Raw genomic sequence first — 20,885 nt, forward strand, 5'->3', positions numbered from 1 at the left:
AGAAATTATGAATGAATTTTTAAATAAATGGATCCAAATTTATAAATCGGGAAGCGAGGGAATAAAATTTATATATATATCCGTAATATCTACTGTAGTATTCGGAATTTTTAATTTTCTGCTGTTTTCTGGATTCAATATTTCTATTGAAAAATATATTTTGCTTTCATATAATTCAGTATTTCCTTTTTTATGGACATTTGTAACCTTTATCTTTGTTAATCTGAATTTTTTAGATCTGGCCTTAACAATGATTATGATTTACTTTGTTGAAAAAATATTCAGAATGTTTTTTAATGGAGAAAGCTTTATTAAATTTTTCTTTTTAGGAAGTTTTGCAGGAGCTTTAGCGTTTATTTTATGCTCATTTTTATCTGGATTCAGAAGTCAGTACTTGCAAGGAGCAACCTTAGGTATTTATAGTGTATTACTGGCTGTTATCTCATATAATCCCAAAATGAAAGTTTCCTTGTTTCCACTGCCGGTACAATTTCCAATATACATATTAGGAATGATCATCATAGGTTTGGATTTGATAACAGCCTGGTCACATTCAGAAACACTTCCTTTGATTATTGCTCGTCTTGCTGCTGCAGGATTTGGGTATTTTTACATGAAATTTTATCAGGCTGGGAATGATTTTTTAGGGTTTATAATTCCTGATAGAAATAAATGGGAAAGTTGGAAAAAAATATTTATAAGTAGACCCAAAAGCAAATTTAAAGCAGAACCAGGAGGAAATACGTATTCCAAAAGACCTAAAAGCGATGAGGAGTATTCGATGGATAAGTTGGATAAACAGAAAAAAATAAACCAAATATTGGATAAGATTTCTCAAAGTGGATACGAAAGCTTAACACGGGAAGAAAAAGATTTTCTATTTAAAGCATCCAGATAAAATGATAATAAGAAACCGTAAAAAAAGTAATTACATTTTTCTTATAATACACAGTATTATAGTAGTACTTTTATGTTCGGTTTATTTAAATAAATTTATAACCCCCAAAATCTTTCCGTATTTAGGTATTGTTGCAATACTTTTCCCGATATTACTGATTATTCATGTAATTTTAACCTTTATATGGCTGTTAAAAGAAGAAATAGTTTTTATATTTTTTATGCTTTTTACAGGAGTTTTATTTTTTCCATTAAAAAAATACATTCATTTCGGGAACAATTATACTCAAGATAAAGTAAAGAATAAAAGTCATCAGCTTAAAATTTTAACTTACAATATAAGGTATGCAAATAACAGTAAAGATTTACGAGCGTTAGAGCAGTACATTATAGATCAGGATATTGATATTGCATTTTTTCAGGAAATTTATACAAGACAGTGGAGGTCTAAAGAAACTTTTTTAGCAGACAGGTACAATGCGGTATTTGATTTAGTTGGGATTTCTTCAAAATATCCGATAATCAATAAACAGAAAATAATTCTTCCGGGAAATGGGTATGCCTGTTCAGCAGATATTCAGACAGAGAAATCAATTATAAGATGTTTGAGCATTTATCTGGAGCCCATGTTTTTAAATAAAAATTACTTCAAAATTAAAAAAGTAGATGAAGCCGGTTCCAAAACAAAAATAGTGGCTGAAAAATTAACTACAGGTTTTAAAAAGCATCAGGTTCAGATTGATCTTTTAACCAAATATATACAGGAATCACCGCATCCTGTAATTATATGTGGTGATTTTAACTCTGTTCCGCTTTCCTATGAGTATTTTGCATTAAAACAGGATATGCAGGATGTTTTTGAGTTAAGTGGAAAAGGATTAGGAATGACTTTTTACGATTATTTTTACCCCATACGGATAGACTACATCTTTACCAGTTCCCAATTTTTACCCTTAGAAAGCTTTGTAAATACAAAAGTCAATTATTCGGATCACAATCCGGTCACTGCTGTAATGGAAATTGAAGAAAATTAAGATAACAAACTGAAATAACAGCTATTTAAAATTCAATCTAATACAAAAAGATTTAACTTTGCATCTGTTAAAATTAAATTTTATACAGTGCAACAAAGTAATTCTAAAACATCTAAACTTACACTGGTAGGCTTAGTAGTTACCATTGGGATTGTTTTCGGTGATATAGGTACTTCTCCTCTCTATGTAATGAGAGCTATAGTCGCAGCCAATCACGAACACCAAATTTCTGAAGATTTTATTATAGGAGCTTTATCCTGTATTATCTGGACCTTGACACTACAAACGACCGTTAAGTATGTAATCATCGCTCTGCGGGCTGACAATAATGGAGAAGGAGGTATTCTCGCTCTTTATTCATTAGTGAAAAAGATGAAAAAGAAGTGGTTATATATTATAGCTATCTTTGGAGCCGCTACTTTAGTTTCGGACGGAGTAATCACTCCATCAATGACTATTATGTCTGCTGTAGAAGGTTTAAAAAACTACAATCCCCAAACTCAGGTTATACCCATTACCATCTTTATTTTAATTGCATTATTTGTTGTTCAGCAGTTTGGAACTCAGTCTATAGGTAAATTTTACGGACCAATCATGACCTTATGGTTTGTTATGCTTGCCGTTTTAGGTATTATAGAGTTTCTGCCGCATTTATATGTTATTAAAGCCTTAAATCCCTATTATGCAATTAATCTTATGTTTGAGGTCGGAGGTAGTGCCAGTACAGCATTAGAGGCAAAGCATATGATACTGCTGATTATGGGAGCTGTATTTTTATGTACTACCGGAGCTGAGGCTCTTTATTCAGATTTAGGGCATTGCGGAATTAAAAATATAAGAATCAGCTGGTTTTTTGTTAAAATATGTCTTATACTTAATTATTTCGGACAGGGAGCTTGGATATTATCTAACCCCGTTGAAGCTGCAAGCGGAGGAAATCCGTTTTTTATGATGATGCCTGATGACTTCCTTATTGCAGGTATAGCAATGTCTACTTTAGCAGCAGTTATTGCCAGTCAGGCATTAATTACAGGTTCTTATACTATTTTTAGTGAAGCTATGTCACTTGATTTTTGGCCACGCCAAAGAATTGAGTATCCCTCACACGAAAAAGGTCAGATGTATATACCTGTGGTTAACTGGGGGCTTCTGGTGGCCTGTATATTTATAGTCCTTCATTTTGAAGAATCATCAAAAATGGAAGCAGCCTATGGTCTGGCCATTACAATTACTATGCTGATGACCACTGTACTTTTATTATTTTACCTTCACATAAAAAAAGTCAATATATTTCTAATTTTGCTCTTCGCAATCGTATATTTTGCTATTGAAGGAGGATTTTTCTATGCCAACGTGCTTAAATTTGCTGAAGGTGGATGGATAACCATGTTCCTGGCTGGAGCTATTGCCTTTTGTATGTACATTTGGTTTAATGGAAGAAAATTAAAAAACAAGTATGTTCAGTATATAAGCTTAAAGCCCTATTTGCCCGTAATGCGGGATATGAAAACTGACAAAGACATACCTAAATACTCGACCAATCTGGTTTATGTGACAAGAGCAAAAAAGCCGGAGGAAATAGAAGCGAAAATTATTTATTCCATTGTAAATAAAAATCCAAAACGTGCAGACTATTATTGGTTTATACGCGTAGAGAACGACACTAATCCCTATACGTTCGAATACGACGTGCTCGAGCTGATACCCAATACACTTTATAAGGTTAATTTTAAATTAGGGTTTAAAGTGGAACCTTTGGTTAACATATATTTCAATCAGGTATTAGAAGATTTAAAAGTTTCAGGTAGAATTAATCTTACCAGTAATTATGCCTCATTAAAAAAATATGAAATTCCTGCAGATTTTAAATATATACTCATAGATAGGGTTTTCAACCAGGAATATCTATTGTCTATCAAAGAAAGGTTTATTCTTAGATTTTATAATCTTGTAAAATATATAGGAATATCAGATACAGCAGCTTTAGGTCTGGATACGTACAATGTAGAGGTAGAAGAGGTTCCTATGTTGACAGATGTAATCTATAAAAGCAGGATTAAAAGAGTTAAAATGTACAAAGAATAAATAAATAATTATTTGATAATTAAAAATCAGTAATAAATGAGTATGCAAATTTTAGTAACAGGAGGATTAGGGTTTATTGGTTCTCATACAGTTGTAGAATTGATACAATCAGGATACGAACCGATAATTGTAGATGATTTAAGTAATTCAGAAATATTTATCTTAGAAAGGATAGAACAAATTACAGGAAAAAAGGTTAAATTTTATCCTTACGATGTTACGGAATCTGAAAATATAAAAAAAATATTCAATGAAAATAAAGAAATAGAAGCTTGTATACATTTTGCGGCTAAAAAAGCAGTAGGAGAATCTATGGAAATTCCACTGGAGTATTACAGAGTAAATCTGCTCTCATTGCTTACGCTCTTAGATGAAATGAAAAATTACGGAATCAAAAATTTGGTTTTTTCATCCTCAGCAACCGTATACGGGCAGCCGGAGAAGCTGCCTGTCAATGAAGATTCACCTTTACAGCCGGCATTATCTTCCTACGGAAGTACCAAGCAAATGGCAGAAGATATTTTAGAAAAAGTTTCAGCTACCGGCTGGTTGAATGCACTGGCTTTAAGATATTTTAATCCTGTAGGAGCACATAAATCATCATTAATAGGAGAGTTACCGAAAGGAATACCTTCCAATCTTATGCCTTTTATAACACAAACGGCCATAGGGATAAGAGAAAAATTAACAGTTTTCGGAGGTGATTATCCGACTCCCGACGGAACATGCGTAAGAGACTATATACATGTTGTAGACCTGGCGAAAGCACATGTCAAAGCTTGTGAATATTTAAAACAAAAGAAACAAAATTTTTCTTATGAAGTTTTTAATATAGGAACAGGACAAGGTTATTCAGTATTGGAAATTATCAAAACTTTTGAAAAGGTGAATCAACAGTCAGTAGCCTATAAAATAGGAGATCGAAGAAAAGGAGACATTGAAAGTATTTATGCAAGCTGTGAGAAAGCCAATGATATTCTGGGGTGGAAAGCAGAAGAAACACTGGATGATATGGTTGTTGATGCCTGGAATTGGGAGAAAAAATACAGGAGCGAGAGGAAGTAGTTTTTTTTCTTGATAATATCAATGAAAAACCAACAGTATTAAAAATAAATCCATATAAGTAAAAACCATTTTATTTTAAAATAAAATGGTTTTTATTTTTTCCAAACTATGTATATTTGAATAAAATTAAACTAAATTATGAGTCAGGATATTATTTTCGATTTAATTGAAAAGGAAAGACAACGACAAGTTAAAGGAATAGAACTAATTGCTTCTGAGAACTTTGTTAGCGAAGAAGTAATGAAAGCCGCAGGTTCGGTTTTAACCAATAAATACGCAGAAGGTTATCCGGGAAAAAGATATTATGGCGGATGTGAAGTAATTGACGAAATAGAACAGCTGGCCATTGATCGAGCCAAAGAATTATTTGGAGCAGAATATGTAAATGTTCAGCCGCATTCAGGAGCACAGGCAAACGCAGCCGTTTTTTTAGCCTGTTTAAAGCCTGGAGATACCGTAATGGGGTTGGATTTGGCGCATGGAGGACACCTCACTCATGGTTCTCCCGTAAATTTCTCAGGATTAACTTATAATCCTGTCTTTTATAAAGTAAATAAAGAAGACGGAAGAATTAATTATGAAGAAATGGCTGAGACTGCCAGAAGGGAAAAGCCAAAAATGATTATAGTAGGAGCATCTGCTTACTCCAGAGATTATGACTATCAAAAATTCAGAGAAGTTGCAGATGAAGTCGGAGCTATTTTAATGGCTGATATTTCCCATCCGTCAGGCCTGATAGCTAAAGGAATTTTGAATGATCCCATGCCGTATTGTGACATAGTAACTACAACTACCCATAAAACGCTAAGAGGAACCAGAGGTGGAATGATTATGCTGGGAGAAGATTTCGAAAACACCATGGGGCAGAAAACACCCAAAGGAGAAGTTAAAATGATGTCTCAGATTTTGGATAGTGCAGTATTTCCAGGAACTCAGGGAGGACCTCTTGAGCATATCATTGCAGCTAAAGCCATCACATTTAACGAAGCGCTGAGCGATGGATATTTTACGTACATTTTGCAAGTGCTTAAAAATGCACAGGCTTTATCCTCAGCTTTGATGGATCGTGGTTTTGAAATTATTTCAGGAGGTACAGACAATCACTTAATGCTGATAGATCTGCACAATAAAAATATTACCGGAAAAGTGGCGGAAAAAGTTTTAGGGCAGGCAGATATTACCTGTAATAAAAATATGATTCCATACGATGACAGAAGTCCGTTTATTACCTCCGGAATTCGTTTTGGAACTGCAGCTGTAACAACCCGTGGACTAAAAGAAGAAGATATGGTTAAAGTGGCTGAATATGTTAATGAAGTAATCAGTCATCCGGAAGATGAAAGCAAAATAAATAAGGTAAAAGCTGAAGTGAATTCACTTATGAATTCCAGACCATTATTTCAATGGTAAATAAATACTAAAATTGAGGCGGGTAAGATACTCTTTTATCGTACCCGCCTCAAACTTTTATAAAAAAAACTCTCTAAAATAGTAAACACGTAAAGTGTTTAAAAACAAGTTATAACGTTATTTTTATACCGCTTATAACTTTGTTTATTTATAACTACTTGTAAACAAAAATTATGATGAAAAAAAACATATCAGTTTTTTTATTATTACTCAGTCTATGCCTATTTTCTCAAAACAAAACAGAAGAAAAAATCTGGAACTTACTGTTAAATAATCAAAGAAACGAAGCAAGAAATCTCTTTGACAAACAATTAAGTAAAACCCGAACTACCAACTTTGAACATTTATACCTCGATGCGGTAATCAGTATGGAAGAAGGAATGTTTTTTTTTGATGATACCTTTGTTAAAAATTTTGTAAAGATTTCGCCGGATGAAGCCTATGTATATCCTCTGCTTTCTTATCCGTTTATGCTAACTGACAAAGCATTTGGCATTGATTTATTTACACCCGTCAAACTAGATGTTTTATCATCAAACGAGAAATATTCCTCCGAATTATCCGTAGGTATGTTAAAAGCCTATTACGATGTTTTGAGAGGAAACAATGAAAACTCAAAGAAAATTTTAGAAAAAATTCAACCCATCATTCACTGGCAGTACTGCGGAGTATTTGAAAATCTCAACGGAAGCGGTATGGATATAGAATATGAGCCGGAAACCTATGCCAATAATGATAAATTATTTACAACCAATACGCATGGGTTAGTGGGATGGTACAATCAGAAACATTTTCAGAATCTAGGAGGTTTTCATTTTTATTCCAATGAACTGGAATATGGATCAGGGATCATGTATGCTCAAACATTTATCGATAATCCGGTAGAGCAGGAAGTAAATTTACTGGTGAGCACAGAATGTGAATATAAAATATTTTTAAATGATTGCGAGATCTATTCAACATTAAATAAAGGAAACTATGAATATGGAGGAGTCTCTCTTAAAGTAAAGCTCAGCCAGGGAGTAAACCGATTAGTAATTAAATCTGAATTACAGGATAAAACCACTATTATAGCACGTATTACAGATGAACATGATCGACCGGTTACAGGATTACATTTTTATGATCAATACACAGAATATAAAAAATCCAGCATTGAAGAACTTAACGTTGAAGAACAGGAATTTAAATTTGTAACATTTTTAAAACAAAAAATAAAAGAGCAGCCATCGTCTATAGTAAATAAGCTTCTCTTGCTCAATGGGTATTTAAATAATAAGCAGAATACCCAGGCACATGATCTGTTGGTTGAATTAGAAAATAAATACCCTAAATCTTCCTTGCTAAGAGTACTGAAAATGAAGTATAACACAAACATATCAGAAGATCAGTTAGCCAACGAAATTTTAAAAAATATTCAGATGGATGATCCTAAGTATTATTTATCATATGTAAGTAAAATTAAAGATTCCAATTGGATGTCAACGGCATCTATTAACGAATTGGAAGAAATGAGCAGAAATCTGGCAAATACAAAAGCTGAAGTTTTCAAATTTGTCATTGATATGGTTATAGATGCTAGAAAGCAGGACTTGGCAGGGATGTTAGATAAGTCAAATAAAATTTTAGATACATCTTATCAAAACTCTTCCATACTATTAGAATTTATTAATGTATTTGATTACATAAAAAATCCAGATGACAATGCGGTTCTGAGGTTGGAAAAAGCTTTAGAGCAAATGGATAATTTTGATATTGTAAATGAGTTGTTGAATAGATATAGCATAGAAAATAAAGACGAAAAATATAAAGAATTATTGCTTTCGTTTATAGATAAATATCCGCAACTAAATGTTTACAGGATGAAGTATGTAGAGCTTTTAAACAAAGAACAAAAATTTGAAGAAGCTTTAGAACAGTCTTTCGAGTCTCTCGCTAATTTTCCATATTCATATACCGTATTATCAAATATAGGATACTTATATATGAATGTGAACGATAAACAGAAATCGATAGAATATATAAATAAATCCTTATCCCATAACTCTACGAATATTAGTTTGTATAACTTCTTGAAAGATATTAATAATGAAGATGATGAGATAGATCAGGTAGCAAAAAAGGATTTATATAAATTAATAAAAGAGAGGCGTAACACCCAATGGGTAGGAGAGAAAGGAACTACGCGGTTGCTGGACGAGTATATTGTCAATGTTTTTCCTGAGGGAGGATATAAAACCCGGGCCACACTTATCTATGAAATAACATCAGAACAGGGAATAGAAGAATTGAAAGAATATTATTTAGGATACGCGGTAAATATCGTAAAATCAGAAATAGTGAAACCAGATGAAACTATAATTCCGGCAGATAAAAATTCCGGAACCTTAGTATTTCCTAAATTGGAAATTGGCGACGTAGTGCTTATCCAATACGAAAAAATCGAACGCACATCCGGGCGTTTCTATAAAGATTTTAACGAAGTATCCTATTTTAACAGCGTCTATCCGGTGGTTGAGTCCACTTTTACAGTCATTACTCCGGAAAAAACCACCTATCAGACCTATATCAACCACAGTAACGTGCAGGCAAAAACAAAAAAGATAAATAAAAAAATCTATACAAGCTGGACGTTGACCAATCTAAAACCTTTAGACAACAACGAATATTTCTCAAGACCCTTTTCAGATTCACAAATTTCAGTGAGGGTATCCACCATTAAAACCTGGGGAGATATTGTTAACTGGTATGCCGATTTGGTAAACAAGGTCATGGTATATGATAAAAAAACAGAACTGGCATTTAATCAAATATTTCCTTCCGGAATTTCTTCCTTATCACCCAGTGAAAGAGCAGAAAAAATATACAACTATATACAGAAAAATATCAAATACAGCTATGTTGATTTCAGGCAGAGCGGGCACATCCCGCAGAAACCTTCAAGAACCATTCAAACCAAACTGGGAGATTGTAAAGATTTATCCACCCTTTTTGTGATTTTAGCCAGACAAGCCGGATTAGAAGCTGATCTGGTATTGGTTCTGACGAATGATCATGCCGCTAATGCCTTGTCGCTTCCAAGTGCTAACTTTAACCACTGCATTGCCCGGGTAACTATAGAGGGTAAAGATTTATTTTTAGAACTAACGGATAATTACCTTCCTTTCAAAGCCGGCTCTTTACATAACTATAAAGCGAAAGCGTTAGTTATTAAGCAGGATAAAAATACTCACGATCAGGCGAAGCTTATAGAATTGGATTTTAAGAATAATCTTCAGAGTAAAACCAAGATAGAAGCTTACGTAGAGGTCAATCCGGATAATAAAAAAATAAAACTGATTCAGTCTTATTACGGAGCATCCAAATCCTACTACAATCGATTATTTTCTGAAACATACTCAGAAAAAGAAAGAAAAGAGAGCATACAGGAAATCATAGGACGAATACTCAATAAAACCATAGCCGTTAAATCTATGGAAGTAGTAAAAGGAAAAGATTTAACAGCCGATCCTCTCCAGATTGAAATTGAAATTCAGATTTCCGAAAAGCCTAAAAAAATCGGAAGTATGAATTTACTTTCAGTACCGTTTTTATCACAGGCGTATAACAAGCAGGTGATTATTACTGAGAATAGAACTTCAGATATTTACTATGTAAACTACGAATCGGAAAATGAATATGAAGAAGAAATTCATTTGAAATTACCCGAAGGTTCCACCTTTGTTGAAATTCCTTCCGCTAAGAAATATCAGTACGGAAACAGAACATATGAGCTCACGTATGACGTGATTTCCCCGGCACATTTAAAAGTGACGAAAAAAGTAAAAACTTCCTGGGAAGATGTATCCGTACAGCAATATCCCGAATTTAAAAAATTTGTAGAAGAAGTATTGGAAGCAGAAGATGATATTATAGGATACAAATAAGGAGAACAATCAATCAGACCCCAAAAAAAAACAAAGTAAATACAATCCGTTAACGTAATAAAATAAAAAATTGCCCCAACGGGTTGTGTTTATATAAAATAGTTTTGTAACAATCATATATATTTAGTATTTTCATAAAAACAAAAAACAAAAAAATGGGAGTAACGAGATTATTTGACATCCTGGCGCATCAATCGAAGAATCACCCGATTGAAAAGTCTCTGGTGACTAAAAAAAACGGAATATGGGAAGAAACCTCAACCGAGTCTTTGATAAGTCAGGTAAACCAGGTAAGCAGGGGGCTTCTTAAATATGGAATTAAGCCGGGAGATAAAATAGCGGTTATAACTACCGTAAACCGTACGGAATGGTTGATTATCGATTATGCCGTGCAGCAGGTAGGAGCGGTTACCGTACCTATTTACCCTACCTTGAGTAAAGAAGACTTTAAGTATGTCCTGAACGATAGTAAATCTATATTTTGTTTTGTTTCCGATATAGAATTATACGATAAAATACAGAATATCAGGGAAGATTGTGCTGAGCTGGTAAGCATCTTTACCTTTGATGAGGTAGAAGGCGCTACCTGTTTGACGGCTATCAGCGATATGGGAGAAGATGATTCCACCCAGTACGAAGTAGATAGCCTGAAAGATATGGCTCAGCCGGAGGATCTGGTTACCCTTATTTATACGTCCGGTACCACAGGCAGACCCAAAGGAGTGATGCTTACCCATAAAAACATTGTTTCCAATGTTTTGAACAGCCACGAACGAGTATTGATGGAGCACGATAAAAATTTCAGAGTCCTGAGTTTTCTTCCCATCTGTCATGTATTGGAACGAATGGTTACCTATATATTCATGTATAGATCGTACAGTATATTTTTTGCCGAAAGCATTGAAAAGCTGGCCCTGAATTTAAAAGAAGTAAAACCCCATATCATTACTGCCGTACCCAGGGTGGTCGAAAAATTGTATACCGCAATTTACTCCAAAGGAACCTCCGGTGGCTGGTTAAAATCACAGATATTTTTATGGTCGTTAAAAGTTGCCGAAAAATTTGAGCCCTTTCAGCCGGCCGGATTTAAGCACAAATTCGCAGACATGCTTGTTTACCGTAAATGGAGAGAAGGATTGGGGGGAGATATCAGGCTTATAGTTTGTGGAAGTGCAGCACTTTCCGGAAAATTGAACCGTATATTCTTTGCCGCCGGACTTCCGATCATGGAAGGATACGGATTAACCGAAACTTCCCCGGTAATAGCTGTAAATGGCAATGACAAAAGTTTATTTCGCTTCGGTACCGTGGGCCCGCTAATTAAAGAATCTCAGGTAAAAATAGCGGAAGACGGGGAAATTCTGACCCAGGGGCCTAATGTTTTTATCGGTTATTATAATCAGGAAGAAAAAACCAAAGAATCATTTACGGAAGACGGATGGTTTAAAACCGGAGATATTGGCTTTATGGAAGATGGATTTTTAACCATTACCGACAGAAAAAAAGAAATATTTAAAACCTCCGGCGGAAAATACATTACGCCCCAGATTACGGAAAACTTTTTAAAACAATCCCGGTTTATAGAGCAGGCGATGGTGGTAGGAGACGGTGAAAAAATGCCATGTGCTATCATACAGCCCGATTTCAAATTTATCAAAGAGTATATTAAATTCAAGCATTTACCCATAAGTACCTCCGGTTCGCAGGAAGAAATCATCCAAAATGAAAGTATTCAAAACAGAATCATGAAGGAAGTAGAAAAAGTGAACGAACTGTTAGGACACTGGGAACAGATTAAAAAAATAGAGCTCACTCCTCAGACATGGTCCGTGGAAGGAGGGGAACTAACACCTACCCTCAAGCTCAGAAGAAAAATAATCAAAGAAAAATACATCGATTTGTATAACAAAATGTACCAGGAATAGAGGACATTATGACAGGTGTAAGAATTGGCTTAAGTTTTGCAATTACTACCGTATGGAAAAGAAAAATAAAATTGAAATCTTGGAAAATGCCAACCAGAATCCGGAAGAATTTTATACAAGATTCCAGGAGCAATTAGATAAAGAACATAGTTTTCCTGGAAATTATATGTTTAAATTTATAATTCCGACAGAAAGTAAAAAGATTGCACAGTTACATAAAATATTTGATCACGGTTCAGCCACCTTTTCAATGAAGGAAAGTAAAAACAACAAATATACCAGTGTAACCATAACCATGTATGTGGCAGATTCCACATCCGTGATAGAATACTACAAAGAAGCAGCAGGTATTGAAAATATTGTGATGCTCTAAAAAAAAACAAACAAATAAATAAGTATAAAAAAAGTCATCGGGATAATTTTATCCAGGTGACTTTTATTTTATACGTCCATTATCCTACCAGGAACTATTAAAATTAGGGATCAATTGACTCAGACTTTATCGTAGGTTCCCGTTTTTTCCCTTTTACCCGAAAGTTGCGGCAGAATACTTTCTGTCTTTGTTATGAAAATCCAACAAAAACATATAAATAACAAAAAAATACTGAGATTATGTTTCTTTATAGATAAAGGATACAAGGTTTTATTATTTTTTTTGTACTTTTTTTTCTTAGAAATATAGGTGTCTGAGTAAATCATATAAAAAAAAATAGTAATTTTACTTCGTTTTACCAGTAAATATTTATAAATCTTACTTATTATTAATATTTTATGAAATCACTAAGTCCTAATGAAAGTGAATCTTTTAAACTCTATACCCAACAAGAGATAGAGCAGTTAAACAAAGGGAGCTACTATGCCCGCTACGGAGGAAACAAAGACAGCCAGTACGGCAACAGCTCGCTGGTCAGCATAAGTGTACAGATACAGGGAGTGGATTATTTCAACCAGACCAACCTGAAGCTGGAGCTGAAGCAGTCCTTTAGCGGACACCACGAGTTTGAGCTTACCGCCGACCCCGACGAATTTTCCGAATCCAAAGCCTATCCGCTGGAAAACTCCCGCCGCCATCTGGGTAAGAGGATCACATTTTCCTTCCGGCAGTACGGCCGGGTGATGAGTCAGTTTATTGGCGTAATCACCCAGATATCCAGCCGGATACAAAACGGCTCCAAACATATTGTTTTACGCGGAAAATCGCCCTCTGTCCTGATGGAAAACGGAAGGCACTGCCGCAGCTTTGAAGATTCCAGCTTCGAAGACATTGTAAAAAAAGTAACCGCCGGCTATCCGCAGGATTTGGTAAACTTTGACCTCAATCCTAATTACAAAGAAAAACTTCCCTATACCGTACAGATGAACGAAAGCGATTACCACTTTTTGCGGAGGCTTTCCCAAAGGTACGGGGAAAATTTGCACTATACCGGCGAGCAGTTCCGTTTCTCCGCCTGGGGCGGAAAAATCGTAGAGCTTACCGAAGGCGAAGATATTTACGATTATGAGCTTAAAATGGAAATCAAGCCTCAGCAGTTCAGCAGCTCGGTGTACGATCCCAAGCAGGCGGAAGACTATAGCGTAGATTCCTCCTCGCAATCCGTGCAGGCCTCGGAAAACCCTTTCCAGCAATTTGCCCAGAATGCCTCGGCCTCAGCCTTTAACGTATCCCCTTCGGGACATTACCTTCAAAATCCTGCCGATGCCTCGCAGCTGCAACGCTCGGTAGAAAGGGAAAAAAGAAACAGGCAGAACCTGGTGTATATGGAAGCCACCACCAACCATCCGGAGCTACAGGTAGGCACGGTCGTAAAGATGATGGCCTGGATGCCAGGCCATGAAATATTCAAATCGGGAAAAGTACCGGTAGAATCCTATAAAATCACGGAAATTACCCATCATTTTGCCGATGGCGAAGGCTATACCAATAGTTTTAAAGGCATACCCAAAGACCTTAGCGTACCCGATGTGTACGAAGAAAACGCCTTTCCGAAAGCCGATTTGCAGCATGCCACCGTAACCGACAATCAGGACCCGCTGAAGATGGGACGTGTGCGGGTACAGTTTACCTGGCAAAAGCCCGAAAACAGCCAGAGCCCCTGGGTGCAGGTCATACAGCCCCATGCGGGAAGCGGCAAAGGCACTTACCTGAATCCTGAGATAGGCGAAACCGTATTGGTAGCCTTTCAGGGAGGAAATGCCGAATATCCGGTAGTATTGGGAACCACTTACAACGGAGGAGAAATAGCGGCCTACTATACCGAAGGAAACGACCTCAAAGTCATACAGACCCGTAGCGGAACCAAAATCGTATTTAACGATGCCGAAGGACAGGGTTCCATTCTGATTGAAGACCCCAGCGGTAACCGTATGTTTATGGACGGGGAAGGAAATATCTCCATGAATGCTCCCAGGAATTTTTCAATAAATGTTGGTGAAAATATGGATATAAGTGTTGCTAAAAACCTGTCTATAGACGTTGGCGAGAATATAAACCAGACTGCAGGAAACGATATATACCAGACAGCTTCAGGGAATATTATGGAAACTTCTGATAACCGTACAGAGATAGTAGAAAATACTTTCAGAAGAAATTCATCTGTATCCGATGAAGTTTCTAATGAGGCACAGATTTTCAGCAATCAGGAAAACATGACCTTACAGAGTGGACAGACTGTAATGCTGAACAGTTCAGAGAAGTCTAATTTATTTTAAAAAAATTATGGCAATAATAAAACAGGCAAAAAATATAGAAGTTAAAGTAAAAGACCGTTATTCACTTGATACTCATAAACTGATAAAGATTGCAGATAAAGTTAATGTGGAAGCCAAATATGGATATTTAAAATTACATTCCACAAAAAAAATACAGGCAGAGGGAAATAAAATAAATAAATAAGATGTTAGATAAAAAAATACTATTTATATTTTTGTTATTAAGTAATTTCATCTTAATCAACTGTCAACAAAAAATGGAAGAAAAAGAAGAACAATTCACATGGTTGGGTACGGTTTCTGCCCCCGCAGAATATCCGGTCTATCCGTACAGCGGAGCCATTATAGCCAAAGATTTTAGTTATAGCTTCGACCATATCTGGGGAGTATGCGGCTCCGGATGGGGAAACGACAGCGGAACTATGAGCGTATCCACAGAACGGATGTCAGTACCCGATTCTTTAGAATTCACCTGGTATTCCGTTAAAGAAAACAAATTCTACACCGGAAAATGGAAACTCCCTCATGAAAGGATATATAACCTGTTTAAAGATGGTTTTATTGATGGGTTTTCGGGAAAGCATGAAACTTATAATAATATTATTATAGGACTTGCTCCTAAAGGCAGAGTAACGGTATGGTTGGGAGGAGGACAGCAGGTAGAAGTCACTAGTCTACAAGCCCATGACACCTTGCTTACACGTGAGCTAGTCTACGAAGACTTTAAATATGTTTTTGATGAAGATTTTTCAGAACGTAATATGGGATATATGTTGCCAGAGGTTAAAGAAAAGATAAAAAAATACGGTTATCCCAGTCCAGATATTTATGAAACTTACAAAAAAAAATATCTCTGGAGGCCAATATTAAACATCCCTGAATTAGATAAGTTGCGTTTTTTTGGGATAAGTTATTATAATGGAGAAATGGAGGATATTCTAAACGATATTTATTTTAAAAGAGAGTATAAAATCCGTGCTATCCCAAAAAATTTCGGTTTTTTCTGGTTTGATAAAAAAGGAGAAGAATTTTATGTAAAAATAAAAGAGTTTGAAGAAAAGGAGATTTTTCAGGCTTTTGCAAAATTAGGAAATTCTACTCCTATTGATTTTGTGGTGGAAATTAAAGATAAAAACTCAGTTCCCCGCCTATATTTTACCAATAAAAGAGATACTGTAGAGATAAAAAGTAGTAAACCAATATTTATACCAGCCTCTAAATAAATTCATTATGTCAGCAAATATTCAATTCGGCACTTATGATCCGCCACCGCTAGCGGAAGATCAGATTTCCATTTCCGTAGGACTGTTTTTTGACGGAACCCTGAACAATAAGGACAATACTGATGAACGAAAAAAGAATTCTGATTTTTTTAAGAAAAAAGGACAGAATAAAGCAGAAGATACCAGCTACTATAACGACTGGTCTAACGTTGCTCGTTTATGGGATAAATACAAAATAGATGAACGGTTGTATATAGAAGGTATAGGTACCACAACTAAGGGTTCCGATTCCGGTCCTGGCTTTAAATATGGGAAAGGAGATACTGGAATCAGGTGGAAAGTACGTAAAGGCTGTGAAAATTTAGCTAAAGAAATAGCTAATGTAGCAAAAACAAATAAGACAAATAAAATTACTGCAGTATACCTGTATGTTTTCGGCTTTAGCCGAGGAGCGGCGGCTGCCCGTAACTTTACCTATGAAATAGGAAAACAATCCTATCTTTCAATAGCTAAAACAGCCGACTATGTTACGGAATATACAGATGCCGATGGGGAAAAAGTGGGAATGAAGCAGGAAAAGCTTCCAGCTATGGGACATTTGGGGTTTAAACTTAAAGAACTCAACATAGATGTAAAGTATATAAAGGTACATTTTCTTGGTATTTTTGATACTGTTTCGTCTTATGATCCTAATAGCAGCAATCTTGATGCTCTTCCTAACTTTAAAAATGATGTTAAGGAATTAAGCCTAAACACTCTGCATAAAGCTACCCAAGTAGTACATTTTACAGCAGAAAACGAACACCGGGAAAATTTTGGGTTAACCCCTACACTGGTAGGAATTTCCAAGGAATTTCCAGGAGTTCATTCTGATATAGGTGGCAGTTATAATACTGGAACCGAAATAGTAGATGAAATTGAAACCGACTGGATTATCAATCCATTCAGAGATTTAAGAAAATCATCTCCAGAATTACTTAAATTAAAAAAACAGTTAATAGCTGAGGGATGGTTCTTAGATGATGATAAACAATTAATTATAGAAACAGAAAAAGCAAATTCTTATTTTAAACTTAAAGGAACCAGGTATTTAGACAAAACATATAGTTATATACCCCTGCATTTCATGGCAGAACATGCTATTAAATGGAAAACAACCATAAATAAAATCGAATTACAAAAAAAATATTCTATAACCAATGATTCTCTGTTGGTAAGGGTTAAAGAAAGGTTAAATAAATATGTAATGGGAGGAGGTTATCCGTATACATTTAATACAAATGACAGCATTTCTCAAGAACAAAAAGATTTAAGAATATTACGGAATAAATATCTCCATTGGTCGGCAGACAGAGACTGGTTTGGTATGGATCCGGCAAAAAACAGGAAAAGGCCGATATACTATTAGAAAATATAATTTTAAAATAAAAAAACAAGAATATTCTATTCCATTAAAGACTTCTACAGAAAAAATACATATTCTGGGCTATGTAAAAAGCAGGCTGGACGCCTATATAGAAGCAGTAAAAAAAGTTTCTCCCCGGCAGGGCGCAAAGATACGGTATCAGGACTGTCTCGATTTTACCAATGAAAAAATCCTGCGCAACAGATATGTCCATTGGTCGGCTACCGGAAAAACCGGACACGGGGCCCGAAGCGATAATAAACGAAAAATAATAACCGGATAATATGAATCAGGTACAAAAAATACTACTTATTACAGGCTGTATTCTGTTGAATATCTCCCTGTTCTCTTGTCAGAAAATTATGGAAAAAAACTACCAATATACGACCAATGCCTTTTGTGCAGATGGGTATGGAATGCATTTATATCACGGATACTTTAGTTCTCCCGGAGAAAAGAGTATCCCTATATATACCAATCATTTAAGCGGTCCATGGGGAGCGAAAGGAGGGGGGGATGTCATAGGGAGCGGGCTAAATCCGGCTCCGGACAGTCTGCATATTGGTTTCTACTCTGATTCGGAAGATAAATTTTACGAAGGAGATTTTGCCCTGCCCTACGAAAAGATTGTACAACTATTTGAGGAAGATTCGGAAGACCCCGATGAGAAGGGAAAAACTTTTAACGACAGCCAGTCCGGTAAGATGCTTCCCTATCGTAAATACAACGGACTTACGGTAAGCGTTACCCCCGGGGGCAAGGTCTATCTCTGGATTTTCGGTCCTATGGATCAGGTAGGTTTAGGTGTTTATCAGGCAAAGGAAGTACAGAGGAAATGGAGAGATATTTTTGAAAATGGGGGTAGGGAAGAAACGGTTGCATATTATTTAGAAAAAATAGCATCCGAAAAAGTAAAAAAAGAAATAGCCACCCATAGTCTGCCATACAATCTTTGGGATAGCTATAGGGAGCGGTTTTTGTGGAAATATGTGGTGGAAGGGGCAAAACCGGTATCTTATTTACATTTTAAAGCTATTAATGCCGAAGAAGAAGGAATTTTTCCTCCCCGTTTAGGGAACGATCAATATAAAGAGCGGGCAGTTCCGTATTGGTTTCGTTTTTACTTTACCGATGCTAAAGGTAAAGGCTATTATGCCTTGGTCTATTTTACGAAAGATCCTAAATATTATTTAAAAATATATAAATCAAAAAAAGGAACCTACTGGCCCGAAGATACCAAAGAGGAACAGGCCTACCGGGTATTTAAACAGATGGAAAAAGACAAACCCATAGATCTGGTTTTTAAAGTAGGTGCCGATCCGCAGAAGATGACCGTCTGGGTACGAACCCCGGAAAAAGAAGTGGAACTAACCGATATTATTGTTTATGTTTTTCCGTATGAATTTAAAAAATAAAAAGTGAGTAGATTTATTTATATAGTAAGATTTAATAAATGTAAAATATTTATAATCGAAAACTGATAAAAAAACGAAAGTCTATGAAAAAATACCTGATAAAAAGAGGAGATACCTTAGAGAGCATAGCTTCAGCTTTAGGTCTGAGCCTTTTTGAGCTTAAAAATTTTCACAACAATCATTGCGAGCTTTTTCAACTCATTGGCGATAAACTGCCGGGCAGGCTTAAAGAAATTTATTATCAACCCAAAAAAGCATCTGTAAATAGAGATATTTCTCAATTAAAGCAGGGCTTATTTACACTTAATCTAAATCCTCAATTAAAAACCAATATCTATCAGGTGATGGTATCGTCGTTTACAGGAGAAAAGGAAAATACAATAAAATTTAAAACGGAAATCACCTGGTTAGAGAGAAATAAAGTACGTATTTACCGTACTGATCTTTTTATTAATGATGAGGAACCCAATTTAATGGCAGATAAACTAGCCTGTGAAGTAGTCTCGTCTCTTTATCCTATGGATTTATCCATTAATACTTCCGGAGAAATTACCGATCTGTTAAATGATTCGGAAATACAAAAAAGATGGAATGCTAACAAAAAAGATCTTGAAGATAACTATATCGGGGAGACTTTTGAAAGGTATATTTCCAAAAACGATCAAATAATATCCAGTTCTGGCTTGTTGTTTCAGCAAATAAAAAAAGACTGGTTTTATCAGACCTTTTTTAACGGGTTATATCACGAATATTCAAACGAGAATGCCGAGACTCTCAATTGTTTATTTCCTGTGTTACCCTTTATTCCAGCAGTGGAATATAAAGTAAATGATCAGATAAACCTCATAGAGGATGAAAATGAAACCCTCTATTGTATAGATAGAAAAGGAGTATCTTGCGACGAACGAAGCCTGTTCGATTTTGAAAACGAAGCCTATTTTCCGGTAAGAGTCCCTGAAGAAGAATCTCTTCCTCCGGCTTTAGGGAAGTATAGGGCTCGGTACTTTTTAGAACCAAAATACAGCGAAATTGAAAGCTTGTATCTGGAATGTACGCTTGAGCTTGCTGAAAAACGAAAAGTATACGTCACTGCCTCCCGGGTAAAGGACAAAAGTACCTATGTAAAAGAAGTAGGAATTATAAATATTGGTCAAATTAAAGAAGAAAAGTCGCAAAATAGAAAATCTTTTCTATTCGATTGATGAATCTATTTATTATTAGATAATAAATAGCCGTTTTTTATTATATTTGAATAGTAATTATTTTATTATATAAATTTTATTTTTAAATTATAAATCATGAGTGAAAAGCATATAGTCGTACAAGGAGCTACCTGTGCATGCCAGTTTGGAAATGCTCCTGATAGCCTGGTGGTAAACACCCATACAAAAGAATATGCCAATGACGCCGAGGGTTCTGATAAATTAATAGTTACCACTCAGGAATTAGGCTCTTCAACCTTAAAAAATAATACTTTTGGAAGTTGTTCCAAAATGGGAAGCCCTCCACCTCCCTGCAAAGTAAATATTACGCAATGGACAGATTTTTATGAACCCGTAACCTTAAGCAATCAAGGGAAAATAATTTTAGAAAATAGTAAAGCGATTTGTGCTATTGCAGGTTTACCCTGCATATCCATTACCCACCACGGGCAAATATCAGAACCCAGTTCTCAGAATTTTAAAAATGTTGATCGGGAAATCCATAGTCAGATTAACCCTATGGTCGATATCAATGAGATGACAGAAGAAGAATTAATACTTGAAGGAGGAGAAGATAGTTCTATTTAAT

Annotated in this window: 17 protein-coding genes; 16 read left to right on the forward strand and 1 reads right to left on the reverse strand. The window is 35.4% G+C overall.

Features of this window, described 5'->3' with window-relative positions:
• Positions 1-7: 7 nt before the first annotated feature.
• The 8 genes from EOV51_RS07360 to EOV51_RS07395 all read left to right on the forward strand — a co-directional run bounded on the left by EOV51_RS07360 (position 8) and on the right by EOV51_RS07395 (position 12,715).
• Positions 8-898 carry a rhomboid family intramembrane serine protease gene (locus EOV51_RS07360; protein ID WP_128151397.1) on the forward strand — a complete coding sequence of 297 codons (891 nt, stop codon included), beginning with the start codon at positions 8-10 and terminating at the stop codon, positions 896-898.
• A 220-nt stretch (positions 899-1,118) separates the two neighbouring features.
• Positions 1,119-1,931 carry an endonuclease/exonuclease/phosphatase family protein gene (locus EOV51_RS07365; RefSeq protein WP_164875262.1) on the forward strand — a complete coding sequence of 271 codons (813 nt, stop codon included), beginning with the start codon at positions 1,119-1,121 and terminating at the stop codon, positions 1,929-1,931.
• 87 nt (positions 1,932-2,018) lie between these two features.
• Positions 2,019-4,016 (forward strand): KUP/HAK/KT family potassium transporter, encoded by a 1,998-nt coding sequence (locus EOV51_RS07370; protein ID WP_181951017.1) that lies wholly within the window; start codon positions 2,019-2,021, stop codon positions 4,014-4,016.
• 36 nt (positions 4,017-4,052) lie between these two features.
• Positions 4,053-5,081 (forward strand): UDP-glucose 4-epimerase GalE, encoded by a 1,029-nt coding sequence (gene galE, locus EOV51_RS07375; protein WP_181951018.1) that lies wholly within the window; start codon positions 4,053-4,055, stop codon positions 5,079-5,081.
• Between the two features lie 138 nt (positions 5,082-5,219).
• Entirely contained in the window at positions 5,220-6,491 is a 1,272-nt protein-coding gene (gene glyA / locus EOV51_RS07380; protein WP_128151405.1) for a serine hydroxymethyltransferase, read from the forward strand.
• A gap of 173 nt (positions 6,492-6,664) precedes the next feature.
• On the forward strand, positions 6,665-10,417 hold the full coding sequence (locus tag EOV51_RS07385) for a DUF3857 domain-containing protein (protein ID WP_128151407.1): 3,753 nt from the start codon (positions 6,665-6,667) through the stop codon (positions 10,415-10,417).
• A 155-nt stretch (positions 10,418-10,572) separates the two neighbouring features.
• A complete protein-coding gene (locus EOV51_RS07390; RefSeq protein WP_128151409.1) occupies positions 10,573-12,342 on the forward strand; it encodes an AMP-dependent synthetase/ligase in 1,770 nt (589 codons plus the stop codon).
• Positions 12,343-12,394: 52 nt separating this feature from the next.
• Positions 12,395-12,715, forward strand: a complete 321-nt coding sequence (locus EOV51_RS07395) for a DUF493 family protein (RefSeq protein WP_128151411.1) — start codon at positions 12,395-12,397, stop codon at positions 12,713-12,715.
• A 464-nt stretch (positions 12,716-13,179) separates the two neighbouring features.
• Here EOV51_RS07395 and EOV51_RS14780 read toward each other — a convergent pair whose 3' ends face one another.
• Complete coding sequence (locus tag EOV51_RS14780) at positions 13,180-13,338, reverse strand: hypothetical protein (protein ID WP_228427802.1); 159 nt, start codon at positions 13,336-13,338, stop codon at positions 13,180-13,182.
• On the opposite strand from EOV51_RS14780, the gene EOV51_RS07400 reads away from it, so the two are divergent.
• From EOV51_RS07400 to EOV51_RS07430, 8 genes are all read left to right on the forward strand, one after another.
• Complete coding sequence (locus EOV51_RS07400) at positions 13,276-15,051, forward strand: type VI secretion system Vgr family protein (protein ID WP_228427774.1); 1,776 nt, start codon at positions 13,276-13,278, stop codon at positions 15,049-15,051. The two genes, EOV51_RS14780 and EOV51_RS07400, sit on opposite strands and share 63 nt — an antisense overlap.
• A 7-nt stretch (positions 15,052-15,058) precedes the next feature.
• The gene (locus EOV51_RS14650) at positions 15,059-15,235 is read left to right on the forward strand and encodes a hypothetical protein (protein WP_164875263.1); all 177 of its coding nucleotides are present in this window, start codon (positions 15,059-15,061) and stop codon (positions 15,233-15,235) included.
• Between the two features lie 73 nt (positions 15,236-15,308).
• On the forward strand, positions 15,309-16,274 hold the full coding sequence (locus EOV51_RS07405; protein ID WP_228427595.1) for a DUF2931 family protein: 966 nt from the start codon (positions 15,309-15,311) through the stop codon (positions 16,272-16,274).
• 7 nt (positions 16,275-16,281) lie between these two features.
• A complete protein-coding gene (locus tag EOV51_RS07410) occupies positions 16,282-17,682 on the forward strand; it encodes a T6SS phospholipase effector Tle1-like catalytic domain-containing protein (RefSeq protein ID WP_128151417.1) in 1,401 nt (466 codons plus the stop codon).
• Complete coding sequence (locus EOV51_RS07415; protein ID WP_128151419.1) at positions 17,636-17,962, forward strand: hypothetical protein; 327 nt, start codon at positions 17,636-17,638, stop codon at positions 17,960-17,962. Before EOV51_RS07410 ends, EOV51_RS07415 begins: the two co-directional genes overlap by 47 nt.
• Positions 17,963-18,041: 79 nt before the next feature.
• Positions 18,042-19,094 carry a DUF2931 family protein gene (locus tag EOV51_RS07420; RefSeq protein ID WP_228427596.1) on the forward strand — a complete coding sequence of 351 codons (1,053 nt, stop codon included), beginning with the start codon at positions 18,042-18,044 and terminating at the stop codon, positions 19,092-19,094.
• 83 nt (positions 19,095-19,177) lie between these two features.
• Positions 19,178-20,296 (forward strand): hypothetical protein, encoded by a 1,119-nt coding sequence (locus EOV51_RS07425; protein ID WP_128151423.1) that lies wholly within the window; start codon positions 19,178-19,180, stop codon positions 20,294-20,296.
• Positions 20,297-20,392: 96 nt separating this feature from the next.
• Entirely contained in the window at positions 20,393-20,884 is a 492-nt protein-coding gene (locus tag EOV51_RS07430; protein WP_128151425.1) for a DUF4280 domain-containing protein, read from the forward strand.
• The last annotated feature ends 1 nt before the right edge of the window (position 20,885 follow it).

Source organism: Apibacter raozihei (assembly GCF_004014855.1).
Lineage (GTDB): Bacteria > Bacteroidota > Bacteroidia > Flavobacteriales > Weeksellaceae > Apibacter > Apibacter raozihei.